Here is a 16,642-nt window from a genome sequence, read left to right as displayed (position 1 = left end):
TTCACAAATACCAGCATTGGAACACAATCATGAATGCCCATAACCTGATGATCCGCTTTCGCTATGCGCTGCACAACAGCCGCTTGATGCAGATTGCGACGCTGGTCGGCTTCTGGTTGGCGGGTGAAGCATTTGTTCGTTTAAGTGGCCTGCCACTGCCGGGTGGCATTGTCGGTATGGCACTGGTTTTGGCCCTGCTTTTGAGTGGCCGTGTAAGCCTTTTCAGCATGAAGCGCGGTGCAGAATGGTTTCTGGCAGAGATGCTGCTGTTCTTTGTGCCTGCCGTTCTGGCAGTTCTGGAGCATCAGGAGTTGCTTGGTATGCTGGGCGTTAAGATTATGGCCGTCATTCTGGTTGGCACTCTGACCGTTATGACTGTGACTGCACTGACAGTAGACTTCTGCTACCGGCTGAGCGCACGCTATGCCACTAAGTAATCCTTATGTGGCCACACTGTTCTGGTCTGCTGCCACAATCCTTCTCTATCTTGCTGCAAAGCGCGTTTATCGCCGCTTTCCCATGTGGTGGTTGACGCCGCTTGCCATTACGCCGCTGTTGCTTATGGCTCTTCTCATTGGTCTCAATGAAAACTATCGCGGCTATTTCAGTGCAACGCATTGGCTGGTCGCACTGCTTGGGCCTGCGACGGTGGCTTTCGCCATTCCGATCTATCAGCAGCGCGCAACCATTCGTCGCTATTGGCCGGTTTTGTTGGTTGGTGTTGTGGTCGGCAGTTCGTCCGCGATGTTTTCAGCCTGGGGTCTTGCGCAGCTTCTTGGTCTGAACGATGCAATAAGCCTCAGCCTTATGCCGCGCTCCATGAGTACGCCTTTCGCCATGACGGTTTCCGGTGATATTGGCGGTACACCCGATTTGACAGCCATTTTCGTGGTGCTGACCGGCGTATTTGGCGCGGCGCTCGGCGAAGTCATGCTCAACTGGCTGCCGCTTCGTTCAGCTCTTGCGCGCGGCGCGCTGTTCGGTATGGGCGCACATGGCGCAGGTGTAGCCAAGGCGCATCAAATCGGCAGCGAGGAAGGCTCGATTGCCGGACTCGTCATGGTTCTGGTCGGATTGGTCAATGTTCTGGCTGCACCATTCATCGCCCAGCTTCTCTGAGTTGCTAATTTTTCAGCATATTTTTTATAATGTGCTCATTATATAAGCATATTCATCCTGCTTCTGTTTCTGCAATAATCTTAAGCATCGGCGTATTTGCATAACTGATATGCGTTATTGGCCGTTGTTGAATAAAGAGGCTGCGGGTATTCATTGGTCATCGGGTTCACTCCTCCTCCCAGAACCCGATGACGGATACGGCACTCCTCCTCCCAGCCGTATTCAAGATCAGGCCGCGCATCCTCCTCCCGCGCGGCCTTTTTCTTTTTCTGATCCCCCAATATCCTGATCTGTTAACAGTGCGTCGCCGCATCGCCATATGGGCAAGCGTGGTGATGTAAACTATCTCTCGTGCAACTTCACATTTGCGGTGATTGTCTCCGTCTGAGAGACTTGCCGCTACGAAACGCGGGAGATTGCAATCATGACCAGCGGTATCCATCACCTCACGCTGATTACGCGCAAGGTTCAGGCCAATGTCGATTTCTATGCTGGCTTTCTTGGCCTGCGCATTGTCAAACAGACAGGCGGATTTGAAGATGCGGAGCAGCTGCATCTGTTCTATGGCGATCATTCCGGCACGCCGGGCTCCCTGATCACTTTCCTTGTTTGGGAAGATGGCGCAAAGGGCCGAGTCGGGCATGGTCAAGTGAGCGAAATCGCTCTTGCTATTGACCGCACCTCGGTCGGCTTTTGGCTGGAGCGGGCACTACGCTATCACGTGCAGTCTGAAGGTCCTGTGCAGGAATTTGGCGAACCGGTACTGCGTCTGCGCGATCCTGATGGTGTTATCGTCAAGCTGGTCGGCAGCGATCTTGCAGCCAATGATGCATGGGTTTCAGGCGATATTCCTGCGGAACATGCGGTCCGCCGGATACGCTCGGCGACCATTTTGTCGGAGACACCAGAACAGACAATTGGCTTCATTGAACGCTATTTTGGTTTTCGCGCTCAGGCCAGGGAAGGCACAATCGATCGTCTGGTTTCCGATTCAGGCGATGTGATTGACGTGCGCGACGCAAGTGGCTTTTGGCCGGGTATTCCCGGAACGGGCATTGCCGACCACGTGGCATTTCGTGCGGCCACAACGCAGGATGTGACAACACTGGAAAAGGAGCTTTCAAAACTCAATTCCAGTGAAGTGAACGTGCATGATCGCAAATACTTCACGTCGCTCTATGTTCGCGAGCCGGGCGGAACCCTGTTTGAATTTGCCACCGATACTCCCGGGTTCACGTTGGATGAACCGGTGGAAACGCTGGGTCAGGTTCTGTTCGTACCGCCGGGCAACGAGCATCAGGCGGATGCGATCCTAGCTCGCATGCCGCAATTTGGCTTGCCGGGTGAGGAGCGGGTGATCTATCGCGACTTGCCTTTTGTGCACCGTATCCACCAGCCGGAAAATCCAGATGGGACTACGCTTATTCTGTTGCACGGCACAGGCGGTAATGAAAACGACCTCACGCCGCTTGCTCGTCTGGTTGCACCACGTGCAACGCTTCTCGGCGTTCGCGGACGCAGCACGGAAGAGGGTATTCAGCGCTGGTTTCGCCGTTTCGACCTGAAACGGTTCGATCAGGAGGACATTCGGTCTGAGGCAGAGGCTTTCGAGGCTTTCGTTCAAGGTGCAATTGCGGCTTACCGTATCGACCCCGAGCGGACTGCGTTCATTGGCAACTCCAATGGCGCCAATATGCTCGCGGCCTTCATGCGGCTGCATCCGCATGTCATACGCAAAGCCGTATTGCTGCGTGCTATGGACGTTTTGGAAGAGCAGCCGATTGCTGATCTGTCGGATGCCAAGATACTGTTGCTCAATGGAATAGGCGATCCGTTTGGCGATGCGTCGGGCAAACTCGCACAGGCATTGCGAACCGATGGAGCTGAACTCGATATCCGTTCTGCTAAAGGTGGCCATGGTGTGACTGCTGAAGATGTCCGTATGGCAGGTGAGTGGCTACAGCAAAAGCTGTGACACGATTGTGTTGGATAAAGAAAAGGGCCGCCGGATAAATCCGGCGGCCCTTTTTGTTGGTTTAATTCAGTGGCTTCAGGCCCTTTTCAATCGCCTGCCTTTTTCCTTCCAGAAAGGGTGGGAGTGACAGGCTTTCTCCAAGGCTTTCGAGAGGTTCATCGACTGCAAAGCCGGGACCATCTGTTGCAATCTCAAACAACACACCATTGGGTTCGCGGAAGTAGAGCGAGCGGAAGTAATAACGCTCGACCTCGCCGCTGGATGGAATGCGCAGTGCGCGCAGACGATCCACCCATTCCTGCATGGTTTCCTGATCCGGTGTGCGGAACGCAACGTGATGCACGGCACCTGCGCCCTGACCAGCCGGTGACAGGTTCGGCTGCACAGCGATATGGAGTTCTGCGCCGGCACCGCCTGATCCCATTTCAAACACGTGGACATGTCCTTCGCCATCGGGCGAAGCATAGTCACCGGCTTCACGCATGTTCATTACCTTTTCCAGCACGATTTTTGTCGGTGCCAAATCAGGAACGCTCAGCGTAATGGGGCCAAGGCCACGTATCTGCCGCTCGGCAGGAACAGGACTTTTCTCCCAGCTATGTGCCGCACCGATGCCTCCATCATCGGTCAAACGCAGGCGCTGACCCTCAGGGTCCTCGAAATCAAGCACTGCGCGACCACCAATCTCGAATATATCACCAGTTTCGATGCCTTTCTCCTTGAGGTGGTTGCGCCACCAGTCGAGGCTTTCAACGCCATTTACACGCAATCCGGTGCGGGAAACACTATGCGTGCCGCGCCGTTCTCGCTGCACTGGCCAGTCGAAGAAGGTGATATCGGTGCCGGGCGAGGCCAGCCCATCAGCGTAAAACAGATGGTAGGCACTGGTGTCGTCCTGATTGACGGTCTTCTTGACGAGGCGAAGGCCGAGCGTGTCGGTATAGAAGCGCCTGTTGCCGGGTGCGTCTGCGGTGATTGCTGTCAAATGATGCAACCCTGTGAGTTGCGGGGTAAGGTCTGAAGTCATTTTGTGTCCTCCTGCGCAAAAAGCGGAATTGTCTGCGCTGTTGGCTTCAATATTGGGCGCAAGAGGCGTGTGGGAAAGTGTCGGTTAATGAAACAGTGTGTAACCGAGAAGCCGCAGCGACGGTATCTTTCCACAGTCTTGAATAATTGGGGCTTGGCTTCTCTCGTCAGGTAAAGAATATATTAACCGGGCGCTAATCCGTGTAGGAGAGGCGTGCGGTTGTGTGTCTTTTGGGGAGATCCAGGTTTTGCGGAGCATTTTTCGTCGTACTGCCCCGGCATTACTTGTCTGCCTGACCCTAATCGCGGGCTGCGCCAGCCGTCCTGACGGTGTTCTTATTCCCGTTGCGGAAAGCGTTCCCGGTGCCTCCAAGGTTGATCTTCTGGTGGCGACAACCCGTGCGCCTTCCGGTAATCCCGGAACGCTGTTTTCCGGCGAACGTGATCAGGAAATTAGCCTGACAGAGATCATGGTCTCCATCCCGCCGGAAAAGAACCGCAAGGTTGGTGAAGTTCAGTGGCCTAAAAAGCTACCGGCAAATCCGCTGAAGGATTTCACGACCGTTGAAGTTAAAGCGATCAGCACAGAATCCGGCGCCCGCCAATGGCTCAATCACAGCCTGCCGAAATCCCGCCGGGTCATGGTCTTCGTCCATGGCTTCAATAATACTTATGAGGATTCGGTGTATCGTTTTGCGCAGATTGTGCATGATTCTGGAGCCGATGTTGCACCGGTGATCTTTACCTGGCCATCGCGCGGTAGTGTGTTCGATTATAATTACGACAAGGAAAGCACGAATTATTCGCGGGACGCGCTGGAAATGACCTTGCGCAAGATCGCCGAAGACCCGCGTGTAAAAGACATCACCGTCATGGCCCATTCCATGGGCAGCTGGTTGACGGTTGAAGCACTGCGCCAGATGGCGATCCGCGATAAGCGCGTTAATCCGAAGATTACCGACGTCATTCTCGCGTCGCCCGATCTGGATGTGGATGTATTCAATCAGCAGTTCCGCGCCATGGGCAAAGATCATCCGCGTTTCACATTGTTCACTTCACGCGATGATCGCGCGCTCCGGGCATCCCGCTTTATCTCCGGCAATGTTGATCGACTGGGGCAAATCGATCCTTCGGTCGAACCCTACCGTTCGCAGCTTGAAAAAGCGGGAATCACGGTGATTGATCTCACGCAGCTCAAAGCGGGTGACAGCCTCAACCACGGCAAGTTCGCTTCAAGTCCTGAAGTTGTTCAGCTGATCGGTCAACGTCTCGTAACAGGCCAGACTATTACCGATTCTGATATTGGGCTGGGCGAGCGGCTGGGTGCTGTTGCACTTGGCACTGCGCAGGGCGTGGGCAGTGCTGCTTCGCTTGTCGTCAGCGCGCCGATCGCAGTCTTCGACCCGAATACTCGTCGAACCTATAATGAGCAGATCGATAGGTTTGGCAGAACAGTTGGCAACACGGTGAGTGGCACGGTCGGCAACTGAGGCGCATCGCATCCCTCAGATATTCATTAGCAAAAGCGCTGTTGTCATATCTGAGGGCGCGCTGTAGGACTGGCGACCAAATCTGGTTGCTGGCAGGGAGACCGTTATGCAGATCATCCATACGATTGAAGATTTGCGGCAGGCGCTTGGCGTGGCGCGCAAGAGCGGTGAATCCATCGGCCTCGTGCCGACGATGGGCTATCTTCACAAAGGGCATCTCGAACTTGTTCGCCGCTCGCGCGGAGAAAACGACGTGACGGTCGTGTCGATTTTCGTCAATCCGCTGCAGTTCGGTGCCAATGAAGATCTCGATAAATATCCGCGTGATCTCGAACGCGATGCGAATCTGCTCCGCGATGCGAATGTGGATTTTCTCTTTGCGCCTGCCGTTTCCGACATGTATCCGCGCCCGATGCAGACCGTGGTCGATGTGCCAACACTTGGCGCCCAGATGGAAGGCGAGGCGCGTCCGGGACACTTTGCTGGTGTTGCTACCGTGGTCAGCAAGCTTTTTAATATTGTAGGTTCCGATGCCGCCTATTTTGGCGAAAAAGATTTCCAGCAGCTCGTTATCATCCGTCGCATGGTCGAGGATATGGCTATTCCCGTGCGCGTGGTTGGTGTTCAAACCGTGCGTGAAGATGATGGGCTCGCCTGTTCATCACGCAACGTCTATCTGACAGCAGAACAGCGTGCCGCTGCGATTATTGTGCCAAAAGCACTCGATGAAGCGGAGCGACTTTATCGCTCTGGTATTGATGATCCGGAAACATTTGAGGCTGCAATCCGTGCGTTCATTGAAGCGGAACCGCTGGCTGTTCCTGAAGTGGTGGCATTACGCGATCCTGAAACACTTGAGCGTCTGACCTCGGTGCAGGGAAGGCCAGTACTTGTGGCGCTGTTTGTACGGCTGGGCTCCACACGCCTTCTTGATAACCGGGTGATTGCGCATTTGGCGCAGGAAAAGGCCGCCTGAAATGAGCACGACCGTTAAAAAGAAACGTCTTTCGCCCAAAGCCATAGAGGCGATGAAGGGCGAGCGCCCGATTGTCAGCCTCACAGCCTACACGACGCCAATCGCGCGCCTGCTCGATCCACATTGCGATCTGCTGCTGGTGGGTGACTCGCTCGGCATGGTGCTTTACGGGATGGATTCGACCCTCGGCGTTACGCTCGACATGATGATTGCGCATGGACAGGCAGTCATGCGTGGCGTTGAGCACGCTTGCGTTATCGTTGATATGCCATTCGGTTCTTATCAGGAATCGAAGGAACAGGCTTTCCGCAACGCAGCGCGCATCATGCAGGAAACTGGCTGCGACGGCGTGAAGCTTGAGGGTGGCGAGGAGATGGCGGAGACGGTGGAGTTTCTCGTCAAGCGCGGCATTCCGGTCTTTGGCCATGTTGGGCTGATGCCACAACAGGTCAATACGGTCGGCGGTTTTCGCTCGTTGGGGCGCGATGATGAAGAAGCCAATCAGATTCGCCGCGATGCAGAGGTAATTGCAGATGCGGGTGCTTTTGCGCTGGTGATCGAAGGTACTTTCGAGCCATTGGCTCGCGAGATCACGGCGACGCTGACAGTTCCCACAATTGGGATTGGTGCGTCATCCGCTTGTGATGGCCAGATTCTCGTTTCTGACGATATGCTCGGACTGTTTCAGGATTTCACGCCGCGTTTTGTGAAACGCTTTGCTGAACTTGCACCGCAGGTTTCAGACGCCGCAAAAGCCTACGCGGAAGAAGTGCGCGCCCGGTCTTTCCCGGGGCCCGAACACGTGTTCGGTGCCAAAAAGTAATAGTCTTTGAGGTCTAAACCCTCACTGACTTGAGAAAAAGATCTTGTACGCCAAGAACCATTTCGGTGCGCTCAATCGCGTCTGAGCGGATGATAAAGTCGTCAACCGCGCCATGCAAGGCATGGAAGAGTAGCGTTGCCAACAGGCGCGTATTCGCGATTTTCCACACCCCGGAGGCTTTGCCTTCGCTTAAGAGTTTCTCAAGGCGAAGGATAGCCGGATTTTCCTGCTTCACATGTCTCATGGGTGGGTGAAAATCATAGAAAACAAGATCGTGTAGGCGGTAATTATCAAGATAACCTGCGACACCGGTTGCTGCCCAGGCCGCAAGACGCCCGTTCCAATCACCCATCGGCACTGCGTCCAATTCCCTGTCGAGGGCATTGCAATAAGAATGAACAAACCGCTCACGTAACGCGACCAGAATCTCATCTTTGCTGCGAAAATGCAGATAGAATGTACCCTTGGCCACATCGGCTTTGCGTACTATTTCATCGACGCTTGTGGCCGCAAAGCCTTTTTCCAGAAAGATGGCTTCAGCAGCCGCCATCAACTCAATGCGGCGTATTTCAGCCGGTTTCGTGCGAGGCTTGGTCTTGGCTGCAGGCAATCTATGTCTCCAGTTTTGCGCGGATCGCTACCCTGTCAAAGGCAAGTTGATTGGGACGCACAACTCTGTCTTCGAGCCAATGCAGCGCCGCATCGACATTAGAAAATGTGCCTGCTGGCACGCGAAACAGCTTTTCCGCATCCATACGGCTCGCTTCCTCATACACGGATTCTGGCACGATGCTAATCATCGCCATAACCTGATTGCGGATACGTTCGGCATTTTGCTGAAACCATTGTTTGATTTCGCGTGGAGCACCGTCTGGATGAACGAGAGCTGCCTCGTCAACAAAGCGACGGATGGCAATGAACGGCTTTCCTTCGTCCAGCCATGCGTTCCAGCTGTCGAAAAATGCGCGCACATCTTCAAGCGTGGATGGGCCTTTGGCAAGGGTAACTATGTAAGGCCATTGTTCTGTATCGTGGAACATAGGATCTCGCTTCTGCCGCAGCAGTCTTGGAGCGCATCCCGAAAAGTGCGAAGCGGTTTTCGGTGAAGATGCGCGTTAACATTGGACGGAGCGCATCCCGAAAAGTGCGAAGCGGTTTTCGATGAAGATGCGCGTTAATAAGGATCGCTTGCATCCCGAACAGCTTAAAACAGATCCGGGATTTCACGTTTTAGGAACAAACAGTCAGATCGAACCGAACCGCAGTACCATCTTTGGTTCATTCTTGAGGACGACAACCTGAAAGACCTGCACGCACACTTTAGCCAGCCTTCCAGATTGCCGCTTTTACTGACTGATAGTCAGTCAGTTATAATTGCCATGTAAACATGAATATTGCAATCATGTTTTTTCATTTGTGAAATACGAACTGGAGTTACATTGTGCGAAGATCAGACTTCGTTGCCGCATCACGCTGATAGCCTGTTCGCAGTTTGCGAACAGGCCTCGGTTTAAAGCATTTCCAGCAAAAGTGGGAACCGGTTTTGCGTTCGGAAATGCGTAAAAAACAAATAGTTAAAGCGGCTCCAACGATTCAATATTAACTGGAACCACTGTAATAGGTCACTTGCAGTGAACGGCGCTCTGCCAATAGTGATAAAGCGCTGCAGTATCACCGCTCGTTAAAATGGCCATGGCCCCCTTCAACTGATCGTCAGACCAATCCCACCACTGCATTTCCAGGAGCATTTTTACGCTTGCTTCGTCGAAACGCGAACGGATGGTGCGGGCAGGGTTGCCGCCGACAATTGCGTAGGGTTCGACGTCGCGCGTGACCAATGCACGTGTGCCGATAATCGCGCCATGGCCGATCTTCACGCCGGGCATGATAATAGCCTCTGAGCCGATCCAGACATCATTGCCGATGATTGTATCGCCTGATGGGGCGTAGCCGTTTTCAGCACCCGCAAATATGTCCACTTCTGGCATGAAGAAGAACGGGAAGGTGCTGATCCAGTCGTGTCGATGGCCCTGATTACCCGCCATGATGAAAGCGGTACCCGATCCGATCGAGCAAAAGCTGCCGATGATAAGCTTATCGGCACCTTCATCGGGCAGGAGAAAGCGGGCGCAGTCGTCAAAACTATGGCTATGATAATAGCCAGAATAATAGCTGTAGCGCCCAACGACGATGTTCGGATTTGTGACCTGTTTGTCGAGCGTGATGCCCTTGAATGGGCTTTCGAAGTAATTTTTCATGATAATGCTCACTGCATCAAGCATATCCGGCAAAAGTGACGAAGCAGCTTTGTACGGGATAATGCACAATCGCCGATCAAATCGGCATTTATTCGCCTACATATATGCAAACGAAAGACCCGCAAGAAACCGGAAGGTTGCTTGCGTTCATGCTCCCAGTGATGAAACTTGTGATGTAATCACAGGAGCGCGATGCAGGGGGTACTCGAACACTTTATCATGATCGCGAGCATAATGCCCACAATGCCGAAAGCCAAGCAGGAACGTACTAGAGCATAATTTTAACGTGTTAGAGCGACCTTTGTGCGCCTAAGTGGGTGCACGACGCTATAAAGCATGTCTCAGTTAAATGGATTCATTTTAACGTTCGCGAACATGCGACAATTAAAAGAATCTAGAGCGAGCACCATGGGTGCGATTAAACCTGATACGCTCTAGTTTGGCTTCCCCAGAGTTTTGTCGAAAAATGCAGCGATTTCAATATTGATACGCTCATGAAGCGCGGTTCTATCTAAACCGGGATTATCGGTGCATAGCACTGGCGCCGCTTCAGCAAGTTCCGTTGAGCAAGGCGCGAGAAACGTAAAGTGTCCGGCTTGTTCGATTATCTTCAATTGTGCTTTGGGTAGCTCAGAAGCAAGAACCACAGCATTCTCTTTTGACGACAATTCTTCGTCCCGATCGCCGACATAGATCAGGGTCGGCGCTTTCACTGCCTTCAGACTGTCAGGTGCAAAGATGACGCTGAGCGGTGCCAGAAAGACATAAGCACCAATGCGCGGGTCAGCCTTTGGCGTTAGATTAGGACGATCAATTCTGATTTTACCCTTAGCCTCGCAGACACTGTGATCATCCGGACGTTGGGCGCAGTAATGTTCAAGCCCCGAAAGATCGGGCTTTGCGCCTGCAAGGATAAGGCCCGTCGTGCCGCCCGCCGAGAAGCCCACAAAACCGATACGATCCTTGTCTATATGAGGAGCAAGGGTCGTATCTTCGAGCGCTGTATTTAGCGCTGCCGAAATCTGCATCGGACGACCGTATGTTGAGCTTGTGGTCCCCAGTCGGCTTGGGTCTTTGAAATTGTCGCCGGGATGGGTCACGGTCACAACGATATTGCCATTTCGGGCAAGGCCCTCGGCCAGATCATGATGCCCCCACATGCTGCCCATTGTGCCGTGCGACAACAGGATCACAGGAAAGTGGCCTTCTGCAATTGGGGCCGTTGGTGATGCGACAAGTCGATAAGGCCCGATCTGAGTCTCGTCTGTATTTGCTGGGCTGGGAAAGAAGACGACTGCTTCCATCGGGCGACTATCGACTGGATCGATAACGGCGAGTTTCTTGAGGCCGCTGCCAGCAAAATCCCCGGCATTCGCTACAGGCGCGAGCAAAAGAACAGCGATAACGAAAGCAAATAATCTCAGAAACATTTCAAGGCGATCCTATAAACAGGTACGTTGAGACCTGCATAAAGCACTCAAAAAACAAAAGGGAGGCATGTGCCTCCCTTTTCATCTCTATGCTTCGTGTTTTACTTCTCGACGAAAGCCTTTTCGATCACGAAGTGACCGGCTTCGCTCTGGCTGCCTTCTTCAAGGCCGAGGCCTTCCAGAATCTGGCGCATGTCGGCGAGCATTTCTGGACTGCCGCAAAGCATCATGCGATCGTCCTGCTCGGAGAATTTCGGAAGGCCGAGATCTTCAAAAATCTTGCCGGAGCTGATGAGGTCGGTGAGGCGACCCTTGTTGCGGAATTCTTCACGCGTCACGGTCGGGTAATAGATGAGCTTTTCGCGCACCATTTCGCCCAGGAACTCGTCTTCCGGCAGTTGCTTGGTGATGAGATCGGCATAGGCCAACTCGTTCACTTCGCGCACGCCATGGACCAGAATGATTTTCTTATAGCGCTCATAGGCTTCCAGATCGCGGATGATCGACAGGAACGGCGCAAGGCCGGTACCGGTCGAAAGCAGCCACAGATTGTCGCCCGGAATAAGGTTGTCATAGAGCAACGTTCCGACCGGCTTTTTACCGACGAGAATCTTGTCCCCCTCTTTCAAATGCTGCAGGCGTGAAGTCAGCGGGCCGTCCTGCACCTTGATCGAGAAAAATTCGAGCTGTTCGTCGTAGACGCTGGAAGCAATCGAATAAGCGCGCAACAGCGGTTTTCCGTTCACTTCAAGGCCGATCATGATGAACTGGCCGCTCTGGAAGCGAAAGCCCTGGTCACGCGTGGTGCGGAAGGAAAACAGCCTGTCGGTCCAGTGGTGAACGTCAAGAACGGTTTCCTGATTAAAATTGCTGCTCATTGTCGGAACTGTCTCTGTTTCGCTTTTCACGGTGCTCGCTTCGTGGGAAGTGAGCGACTTTTATCGCAATCATAGGGGATCGCGTCTGGCTGCCTTCAGGGTGGCTTCCGCGAGGTCGTGATTTGCCGGTATGCTGCACCATAGTCGGCCGCTGCAAACTCCTTAAACTTGAAAAATTTTAAGGAGTTTGCAGCAAACATAAAGTTCTAGAGCGACCTTTTTGCGCCCAATTAGGCGCACGGCGTTCTAGCGATTACGGAAGTTGGAATAATGCTTCTGCGTCCCGACATCAAGAGTTCATCGATTGGTATTCTCCGCGCAATTAAATCGAATCCAAATGCAGTCTCAAGGAATTCTGTTCTAATCACGATCACCTCCGAAGCATGATATGCTCAGGAGGCTATATTTCCTGTCTCAGCGAGAGCTGCGAACGAGTGCTATCGCTGCAAAGAGTGCAATGCTCGACATGACGGCAAAACCAATGAACAGCCAGAGGGCCGCATTTGATATTCCTGCAAAGCCGCCGGGATTGCTGAGGCCTGCCAGATTTGCAATCATTCCTGCAAGTGCTGCACCCATAGCCGTAGTAAAAAGCTGCACCGTAGTCAGAGATGCCGAAGCCAGATTCTGGTCCGCTGCTTCTGCACGTTTGAACACGCGGGTAAGCAGGTGCGGCCATGTCATGCCCACACCAAAGCCGATAATTGCCATGGCAAGACAGATTGGCAGCAGGTTATACCAATGCCCTTCACTACCCGGAGGCACCAGAATTGCGAGTGTTATCATGCCGACGATGCCCATAATGGGTGCGGCAAGGATAACCCGGTTTACGCTTTTGCCTGTCACGCCGGATGAGCCGATGGAGCCAAGTGTCCAGCTGCCGCCCATGAGCGCTGCAAGATAACCGGCCACCAGTGGCGACTGGTTATGCAGTACCTGAAAGAACAGCGGTACGAACACTTCAGAACTCGTGACTGACCCGCCAAGGAAACCCATGGTGAGATAAAGTGCACCAAGGCGGCTCATGCTGAATGTGCCTTTTGGCAGGATGCGCTTTGTGGATCTGTGCTCTACCCAGACAAGCAGCATCAGCACAGCAAAAGCAATTGAAACGCCAGCGACATTCCAGAATGTGCTTGCCGAAATACTCGCAGCCGAAACGATCAGAACAGCTGCAGTCAGCAGAATAAGCTGCGGCCATGCAAGCTTGTCTTTGGCTTCGTCATCGCCCGTGCGCTTTGGCAGGATCAATGTTGCCATGACGGCGAAGATACCAATCACCGGCACGAGCGACCAGAAGGCGGCGCGCCACACGCCAAGTTCAGCAAAAATGCCGCCTATGGCCGGGCCAACAAGTGTTGCCACACCCCACATGCCGGACACGAGCGCTATGGCACGTGGCCAGAGCGATTCATCAAAGACGATGCGGATCATGGCATAGGACAGCGCCAGCATCATGCCGCCGCCAAGTCCCTGCACGACACGGCCTGCAAGCATAGCTGGCATGGACGGTGCCAGACCACAGGCAAGTGTTCCGGCTGCAAAGATGATGGCTGCCACAAGATAGGCGTTACGTGGACCGGTCTGCGAAAGAAGTTTTGGCACAAGGGCCGAACCAAGAATGGAGGCTGTCACAAACAGCGCTGTGTTCCAGGCGTAATAGTCCATGCCGCCAATATCGGCGACGACAGTTGGTAATATGGTTGTGGCAATGAAAACATTGATGGCGTGGAGTGCTACGCCGCCCACGAGCGTCAGCGAACGGATCGCATTCTTGCCCGCGAACAATTCTCCCCAGCCTGCGGTAGCCCCTGCTGTTGCAGTGGCGGCTGGATTATCATTCTGCATTTCTTCCCTGGTCCTATCCCGCATTTCAGTGGCGGGTTGATGCCCGCTGACCGCACGCGATGGCCGACCTTATAAAATGCTTTTTCGATCTTCGGAATGGGGGATGAAGTAAAACGGCATCAATAAAAATTCAAAGGGGTTCAAATTCGGCGGAAAAACTCTATATGAAGCTGAGAATTACAGAATCCGCTGCCGCGTCAGAGAATTTTTTCTCTAAACGTCTGTGGCGGATTTGTGTTTCTGTCACAAGCTTCCTATAAGCCTGTCCAGTAACAGCTCCTGTAGCTAACAACGCGCTCGCCAGCCTAGCTGGACAGGCCATATTTTCCCAATTGACGACCCGGAACGCTCATGATCCAGACGCCTTACTATCTGATCGATAAGACCAAGCTGAAGCGCAACATGGAAAAAGTTGCCTATGTGCGCGAGAAGTCGGGCGCAAAAGCCCTGCTGGCGCTGAAATGCTTTGCCACATGGTCGGTGTTTGATCTGATGAGCGAATATATGGACGGCACCACCTCGTCCTCGCTCAATGAAGTGCGTCTTGGCCACGAGCGTTTTGGCGGCGAAACCCATGCCTATAGCGTGGCCTATGCCGATCACGAGATCGACGAAGTGATCAGCCATGCTGACAAGATCATCTTCAATTCCATTGGCCAGTTCGAGCGTTTTGCCGATAAAGCGTCGCATATCAAGCGCGGCCTGCGTCTTAATCCGGGCATTTCGTCGTCGACCTTTGATCTTGCCGATCCGGCGCGTCCGTTCAGCCGTCTTGGCGAATGGGATGTCGCGAAGGTCGAGAAGGTCATGGACCGCGTTACCGGCTTCATGATCCATAACAATTGCGAAAATTCTGATTTTGGTCTTTTCGACAAGATGCTGACCGATATTGAAGAAAAGTTCGGCTCGCTCCTGCATCGCGTTGAATGGGTGAGCCTTGGCGGCGGCATCCACTTCACAGGTGATGATTACCCGGTCGATGATTTCTGCGCACGCCTGAAGTCGTTTTCGGAAAAGTTCGGCGTACAGGTTTATCTGGAGCCAGGCGAAGCTTCGATCACCAAGACCACGACACTGGAAGTGACGGTTCTCGATACGCTTTATAATGGCAAAAACCTCGCCATCGTCGATAGCTCGATTGAAGCGCATATGCTCGACCTGCTCATCTATCGCGAAAAGGCGAAGATGGCGCCAAACGACGGCGATCATAGCTACATGATCTGCGGCAAGTCCTGCCTTGCCGGTGATATTTTCGGCGAGTTCAATTTCGACAAGCCTTTGCAAATCGGCGACCGTCTCTCATTTGAAGATGCGGCCGGTTATACGATGGTCAAGAAGAACTGGTTTAATGGCGTGAAAATGCCAGCCATTGCCGTGCGCGAACTTGATGGCACGGTCACAGTTGTCCGCGAATTTGATTATGCGGATTTTGAAGGGTCGCTTTCATAAAGATCCTGTTGCAGCGGTTCAGACTGCATGAACTCATGTGTTCCGACGGGAAAGTGATCGGGACGAGAAACAGATGGCGGGTAACCGCTGGAAGAGGAAGCATCGACAGAAAATGAAGAAGAACGTTCTCATTATCGGCGCCGGGGGCGTGGCACAGGTTGTTGCACATAAATGTGCGCAAAACTCTGACATTTTGGGCGATATCCATATTGCGTCCCGCACGGTTGAGAAATGCCGCAAGATTATCGATAGCGTGCATGAAAAGAAGAGCCTCAAGACTGAGGTGAAGCTGGAAGCGCATGCGCTGGACGCTCTGGATGTGGAAGCCACCAAGGCTCTGATCCAGAAGACAGGCGTTCAGATCGTCATCAATGTCGGCTCGGCCTTCCTCAATATGTCGGTCCTCCGCGCCTGTATCGATACGGGCGTGGCTTACATGGACACTGCGATCCATGAAGACCCAAAAAAGATCTGCGAGACTCCACCGTGGTATGGCAACTACGAATGGAAGCACCTGAAGGAATGCGAAGAGAAGGGCATCACTGCCATTCTCGGCATTGGGTTTGATCCGGGTGTGGTCAATGCCTATGCGCGTCTGGCTGCTGACGATTATCTCGATGAAGTCAAATCCATCGATATCGTTGACATCAACGCCGGTTCGCATGGCCGCTGGTTCTCGACCAACTTCGACCCGGAAATCAATTTCCGCGAATTTACCGGCACGGTTTATTCCTGGCAGAATGGCGATTGGCAGTCGAACAAGATGTTCGAAGTCGGCCACACCTTTGACCTGCCTGTCGTTGGCCCGAGCAAGGCCTATATGACCGGCCATGATGAAGTGCATTCGCTTGCAAAGAACTATCCGAACGCTGATGTGCGTTTCTGGATGGGCTTTGGTGATCACTACATCAATGTCTTCACGGTGCTGAACAATTTGGGCCTCCTGTCCGAACAGCCGGTCAAGACAGCTGAAGGTCTGGAAGTTGTGCCGCTCAAGGTGGTCAAGGCCGTTCTGCCTGATCCATCGTCGCTGGCACCAGACTATACCGGCAAGACATGCATTGGCGATTTCGTCAAGGGAACCAAGGACGGCAAGGAGAAGGAAGTCTTCATCTATAACGTTGCCGACCACAAGGAAGCCTATAACGAAGTTGGTTCGCAGGGCATTTCCTACACGGCAGGCGTACCACCGGTTGCAGCCGCGATCCTGATCGCTTCGGGCGAATGGGATGTGAAGAAGATGGTCAATGTGGAAGAGCTTAATCCAAAGCCTTTCCTCAACATCCTCAACCATATCGGCCTGCCATCGCGCATCAAGGATGAAGATGGCGACCGCGCTCTCGATTTTGCGTAATCTTGGCCTGAATATT

At 53.2% G+C, this 16,642-nt stretch carries 15 protein-coding genes; 8 read left to right on the top strand and 7 right to left on the bottom strand.

The features are described 5' to 3' along the window. Positions 1-29: 29 nt before the first annotated feature. The 3 genes from QBD00_RS21560 to QBD00_RS21550 all read left to right on the top strand — a co-directional run bounded on the left by QBD00_RS21560 (position 30) and on the right by QBD00_RS21550 (position 3,094). Positions 30-437 carry a CidA/LrgA family protein gene (locus tag QBD00_RS21560; protein WP_036567364.1) on the top strand — a complete coding sequence of 136 codons (408 nt, stop codon included), beginning with the start codon at positions 30-32 and terminating at the stop codon, positions 435-437. Continuing rightward, on the top strand, positions 424-1,119 hold the full coding sequence (locus QBD00_RS21555; RefSeq protein ID WP_095446054.1) for an LrgB family protein: 696 nt from the start codon (positions 424-426) through the stop codon (positions 1,117-1,119). Before QBD00_RS21560 ends, QBD00_RS21555 begins: the two co-directional genes overlap by 14 nt. 424 nt (positions 1,120-1,543) lie before the next feature. Next, positions 1,544-3,094: a VOC family protein gene (locus QBD00_RS21550; protein ID WP_318580505.1), complete on the top strand. Its 1,551-nt coding sequence runs from the start codon at positions 1,544-1,546 to the stop codon at positions 3,092-3,094. 61 nt (positions 3,095-3,155) lie between these two features. Here QBD00_RS21550 and QBD00_RS21545 read toward each other — a convergent pair whose 3' ends face one another. Beyond that, positions 3,156-4,121: a ring-cleaving dioxygenase gene (locus tag QBD00_RS21545; protein WP_318580504.1), complete on the bottom strand. Its 966-nt coding sequence runs from the start codon at positions 4,119-4,121 to the stop codon at positions 3,156-3,158. Between the two features lie 247 nt (positions 4,122-4,368). Here QBD00_RS21545 and QBD00_RS21540 point away from each other — a divergent pair, with 247 nt between their 5' ends. From QBD00_RS21540 to panB, 3 genes are all read left to right on the top strand, one after another. Beyond that, positions 4,369-5,610, top strand: a complete 1,242-nt coding sequence (locus tag QBD00_RS21540; RefSeq protein ID WP_095446058.1) for an alpha/beta hydrolase — start codon at positions 4,369-4,371, stop codon at positions 5,608-5,610. 106 nt (positions 5,611-5,716) lie between these two features. Next, positions 5,717-6,586, top strand: a complete 870-nt coding sequence (panC, locus tag QBD00_RS21535) for a pantoate--beta-alanine ligase (protein ID WP_318580503.1) — start codon at positions 5,717-5,719, stop codon at positions 6,584-6,586. Between the two features lies 1 nt (position 6,587). Next, positions 6,588-7,409: a 3-methyl-2-oxobutanoate hydroxymethyltransferase gene (gene panB, locus QBD00_RS21530; protein ID WP_264230630.1), complete on the top strand. Its 822-nt coding sequence runs from the start codon at positions 6,588-6,590 to the stop codon at positions 7,407-7,409. A 13-nt stretch (positions 7,410-7,422) separates the two neighbouring features. Here the strand turns inward: panB and QBD00_RS21525 are convergent, their stop codons facing one another. The 6 genes from QBD00_RS21525 to QBD00_RS21500 all read right to left on the bottom strand — a co-directional run bounded on the left by QBD00_RS21525 (position 7,423) and on the right by QBD00_RS21500 (position 13,823). After that, the gene (locus QBD00_RS21525) at positions 7,423-8,019 is read right to left on the bottom strand and encodes a TetR/AcrR family transcriptional regulator (RefSeq protein ID WP_318580502.1); all 597 of its coding nucleotides are present in this window, start codon (positions 8,017-8,019) and stop codon (positions 7,423-7,425) included. A 1-nt stretch (position 8,020) separates the two neighbouring features. Then, entirely contained in the window at positions 8,021-8,449 is a 429-nt protein-coding gene (locus QBD00_RS21520) for a hypothetical protein (RefSeq protein ID WP_318580501.1), read from the bottom strand. Positions 8,450-9,031: 582 nt separating this feature from the next. Beyond that, positions 9,032-9,667 (bottom strand): type B chloramphenicol O-acetyltransferase, encoded by a 636-nt coding sequence (catB, locus tag QBD00_RS21515; protein ID WP_318580500.1) that lies wholly within the window; start codon positions 9,665-9,667, stop codon positions 9,032-9,034. A gap of 434 nt (positions 9,668-10,101) precedes the next feature. Next, on the bottom strand, positions 10,102-11,097 hold the full coding sequence (locus tag QBD00_RS21510) for a dienelactone hydrolase (protein ID WP_318580499.1): 996 nt from the start codon (positions 11,095-11,097) through the stop codon (positions 10,102-10,104). Positions 11,098-11,198: 101 nt separating this feature from the next. After that, positions 11,199-11,975, bottom strand: a complete 777-nt coding sequence (locus QBD00_RS21505) for a ferredoxin--NADP reductase (RefSeq protein ID WP_264230634.1) — start codon at positions 11,973-11,975, stop codon at positions 11,199-11,201. A 414-nt stretch (positions 11,976-12,389) separates the two neighbouring features. After that, complete coding sequence (locus QBD00_RS21500; RefSeq protein WP_318580498.1) at positions 12,390-13,823, bottom strand: MFS transporter; 1,434 nt, start codon at positions 13,821-13,823, stop codon at positions 12,390-12,392. 351 nt (positions 13,824-14,174) lie between these two features. Between QBD00_RS21500 and nspC the strand changes: the two genes are divergently transcribed. Together nspC and QBD00_RS21490 are read left to right on the top strand one after the other, a co-directional pair. Further along, positions 14,175-15,272: a carboxynorspermidine decarboxylase gene (nspC, locus tag QBD00_RS21495; RefSeq protein WP_095446065.1), complete on the top strand. Its 1,098-nt coding sequence runs from the start codon at positions 14,175-14,177 to the stop codon at positions 15,270-15,272. Between the two features lie 112 nt (positions 15,273-15,384). Next, a complete protein-coding gene (locus QBD00_RS21490) occupies positions 15,385-16,626 on the top strand; it encodes a saccharopine dehydrogenase family protein (RefSeq protein WP_264230637.1) in 1,242 nt (413 codons plus the stop codon). Positions 16,627-16,642: the final 16 nt, after the last annotated feature.

The sequence above is a fragment of the Ochrobactrum sp. AN78 genome, from assembly GCF_029909885.1.
Classification (GTDB): domain Bacteria; phylum Pseudomonadota; class Alphaproteobacteria; order Rhizobiales; family Rhizobiaceae; genus Brucella; species Brucella quorumnocens.
Note: the sequence above shows the minus strand (reverse complement) of the source record. Positions and strands in the feature narration are given on the sequence as shown.

Excerpts from the sequence above, each read along its gene's own strand:
- QBD00_RS21555 (WP_095446054.1), top strand. The coding sequence starts at position 424 with ATGCCACTAAGTAATCCTTATGTGGCCACACTGTTCTGGTCTGCTGCC.
- QBD00_RS21490 (WP_264230637.1), top strand. The coding sequence starts at position 15,385 with ATGAAGAAGAACGTTCTCATTATCGGCGCCGGGGGCGTGGCACAGGTT.
- QBD00_RS21520 (WP_318580501.1), bottom strand. The coding sequence starts at position 8,449 with ATGTTCCACGATACAGAACAATGGCCTTACATAGTTACCCTTGCCAAA.
- catB (WP_318580500.1), bottom strand. The coding sequence starts at position 9,667 with ATGAAAAATTACTTCGAAAGCCCATTCAAGGGCATCACGCTCGACAAA.
- QBD00_RS21560 (WP_036567364.1), top strand. The coding sequence starts at position 30 with ATGAATGCCCATAACCTGATGATCCGCTTTCGCTATGCGCTGCACAAC.
- QBD00_RS21510 (WP_318580499.1), bottom strand. The coding sequence starts at position 11,097 with ATGTTTCTGAGATTATTTGCTTTCGTTATCGCTGTTCTTTTGCTCGCG.
- QBD00_RS21550 (WP_318580505.1), top strand. The coding sequence starts at position 1,544 with ATGACCAGCGGTATCCATCACCTCACGCTGATTACGCGCAAGGTTCAG.
- QBD00_RS21500 (WP_318580498.1), bottom strand. The coding sequence starts at position 13,823 with ATGCAGAATGATAATCCAGCCGCCACTGCAACAGCAGGGGCTACCGCA.
- QBD00_RS21545 (WP_318580504.1), bottom strand. The coding sequence starts at position 4,121 with ATGACTTCAGACCTTACCCCGCAACTCACAGGGTTGCATCATTTGACA.
- panC (WP_318580503.1), top strand. The coding sequence starts at position 5,717 with ATGCAGATCATCCATACGATTGAAGATTTGCGGCAGGCGCTTGGCGTG.
- QBD00_RS21505 (WP_264230634.1), bottom strand. The coding sequence starts at position 11,975 with ATGAGCAGCAATTTTAATCAGGAAACCGTTCTTGACGTTCACCACTGG.
- panB (WP_264230630.1), top strand. The coding sequence starts at position 6,588 with ATGAGCACGACCGTTAAAAAGAAACGTCTTTCGCCCAAAGCCATAGAG.
- nspC (WP_095446065.1), top strand. The coding sequence starts at position 14,175 with ATGATCCAGACGCCTTACTATCTGATCGATAAGACCAAGCTGAAGCGC.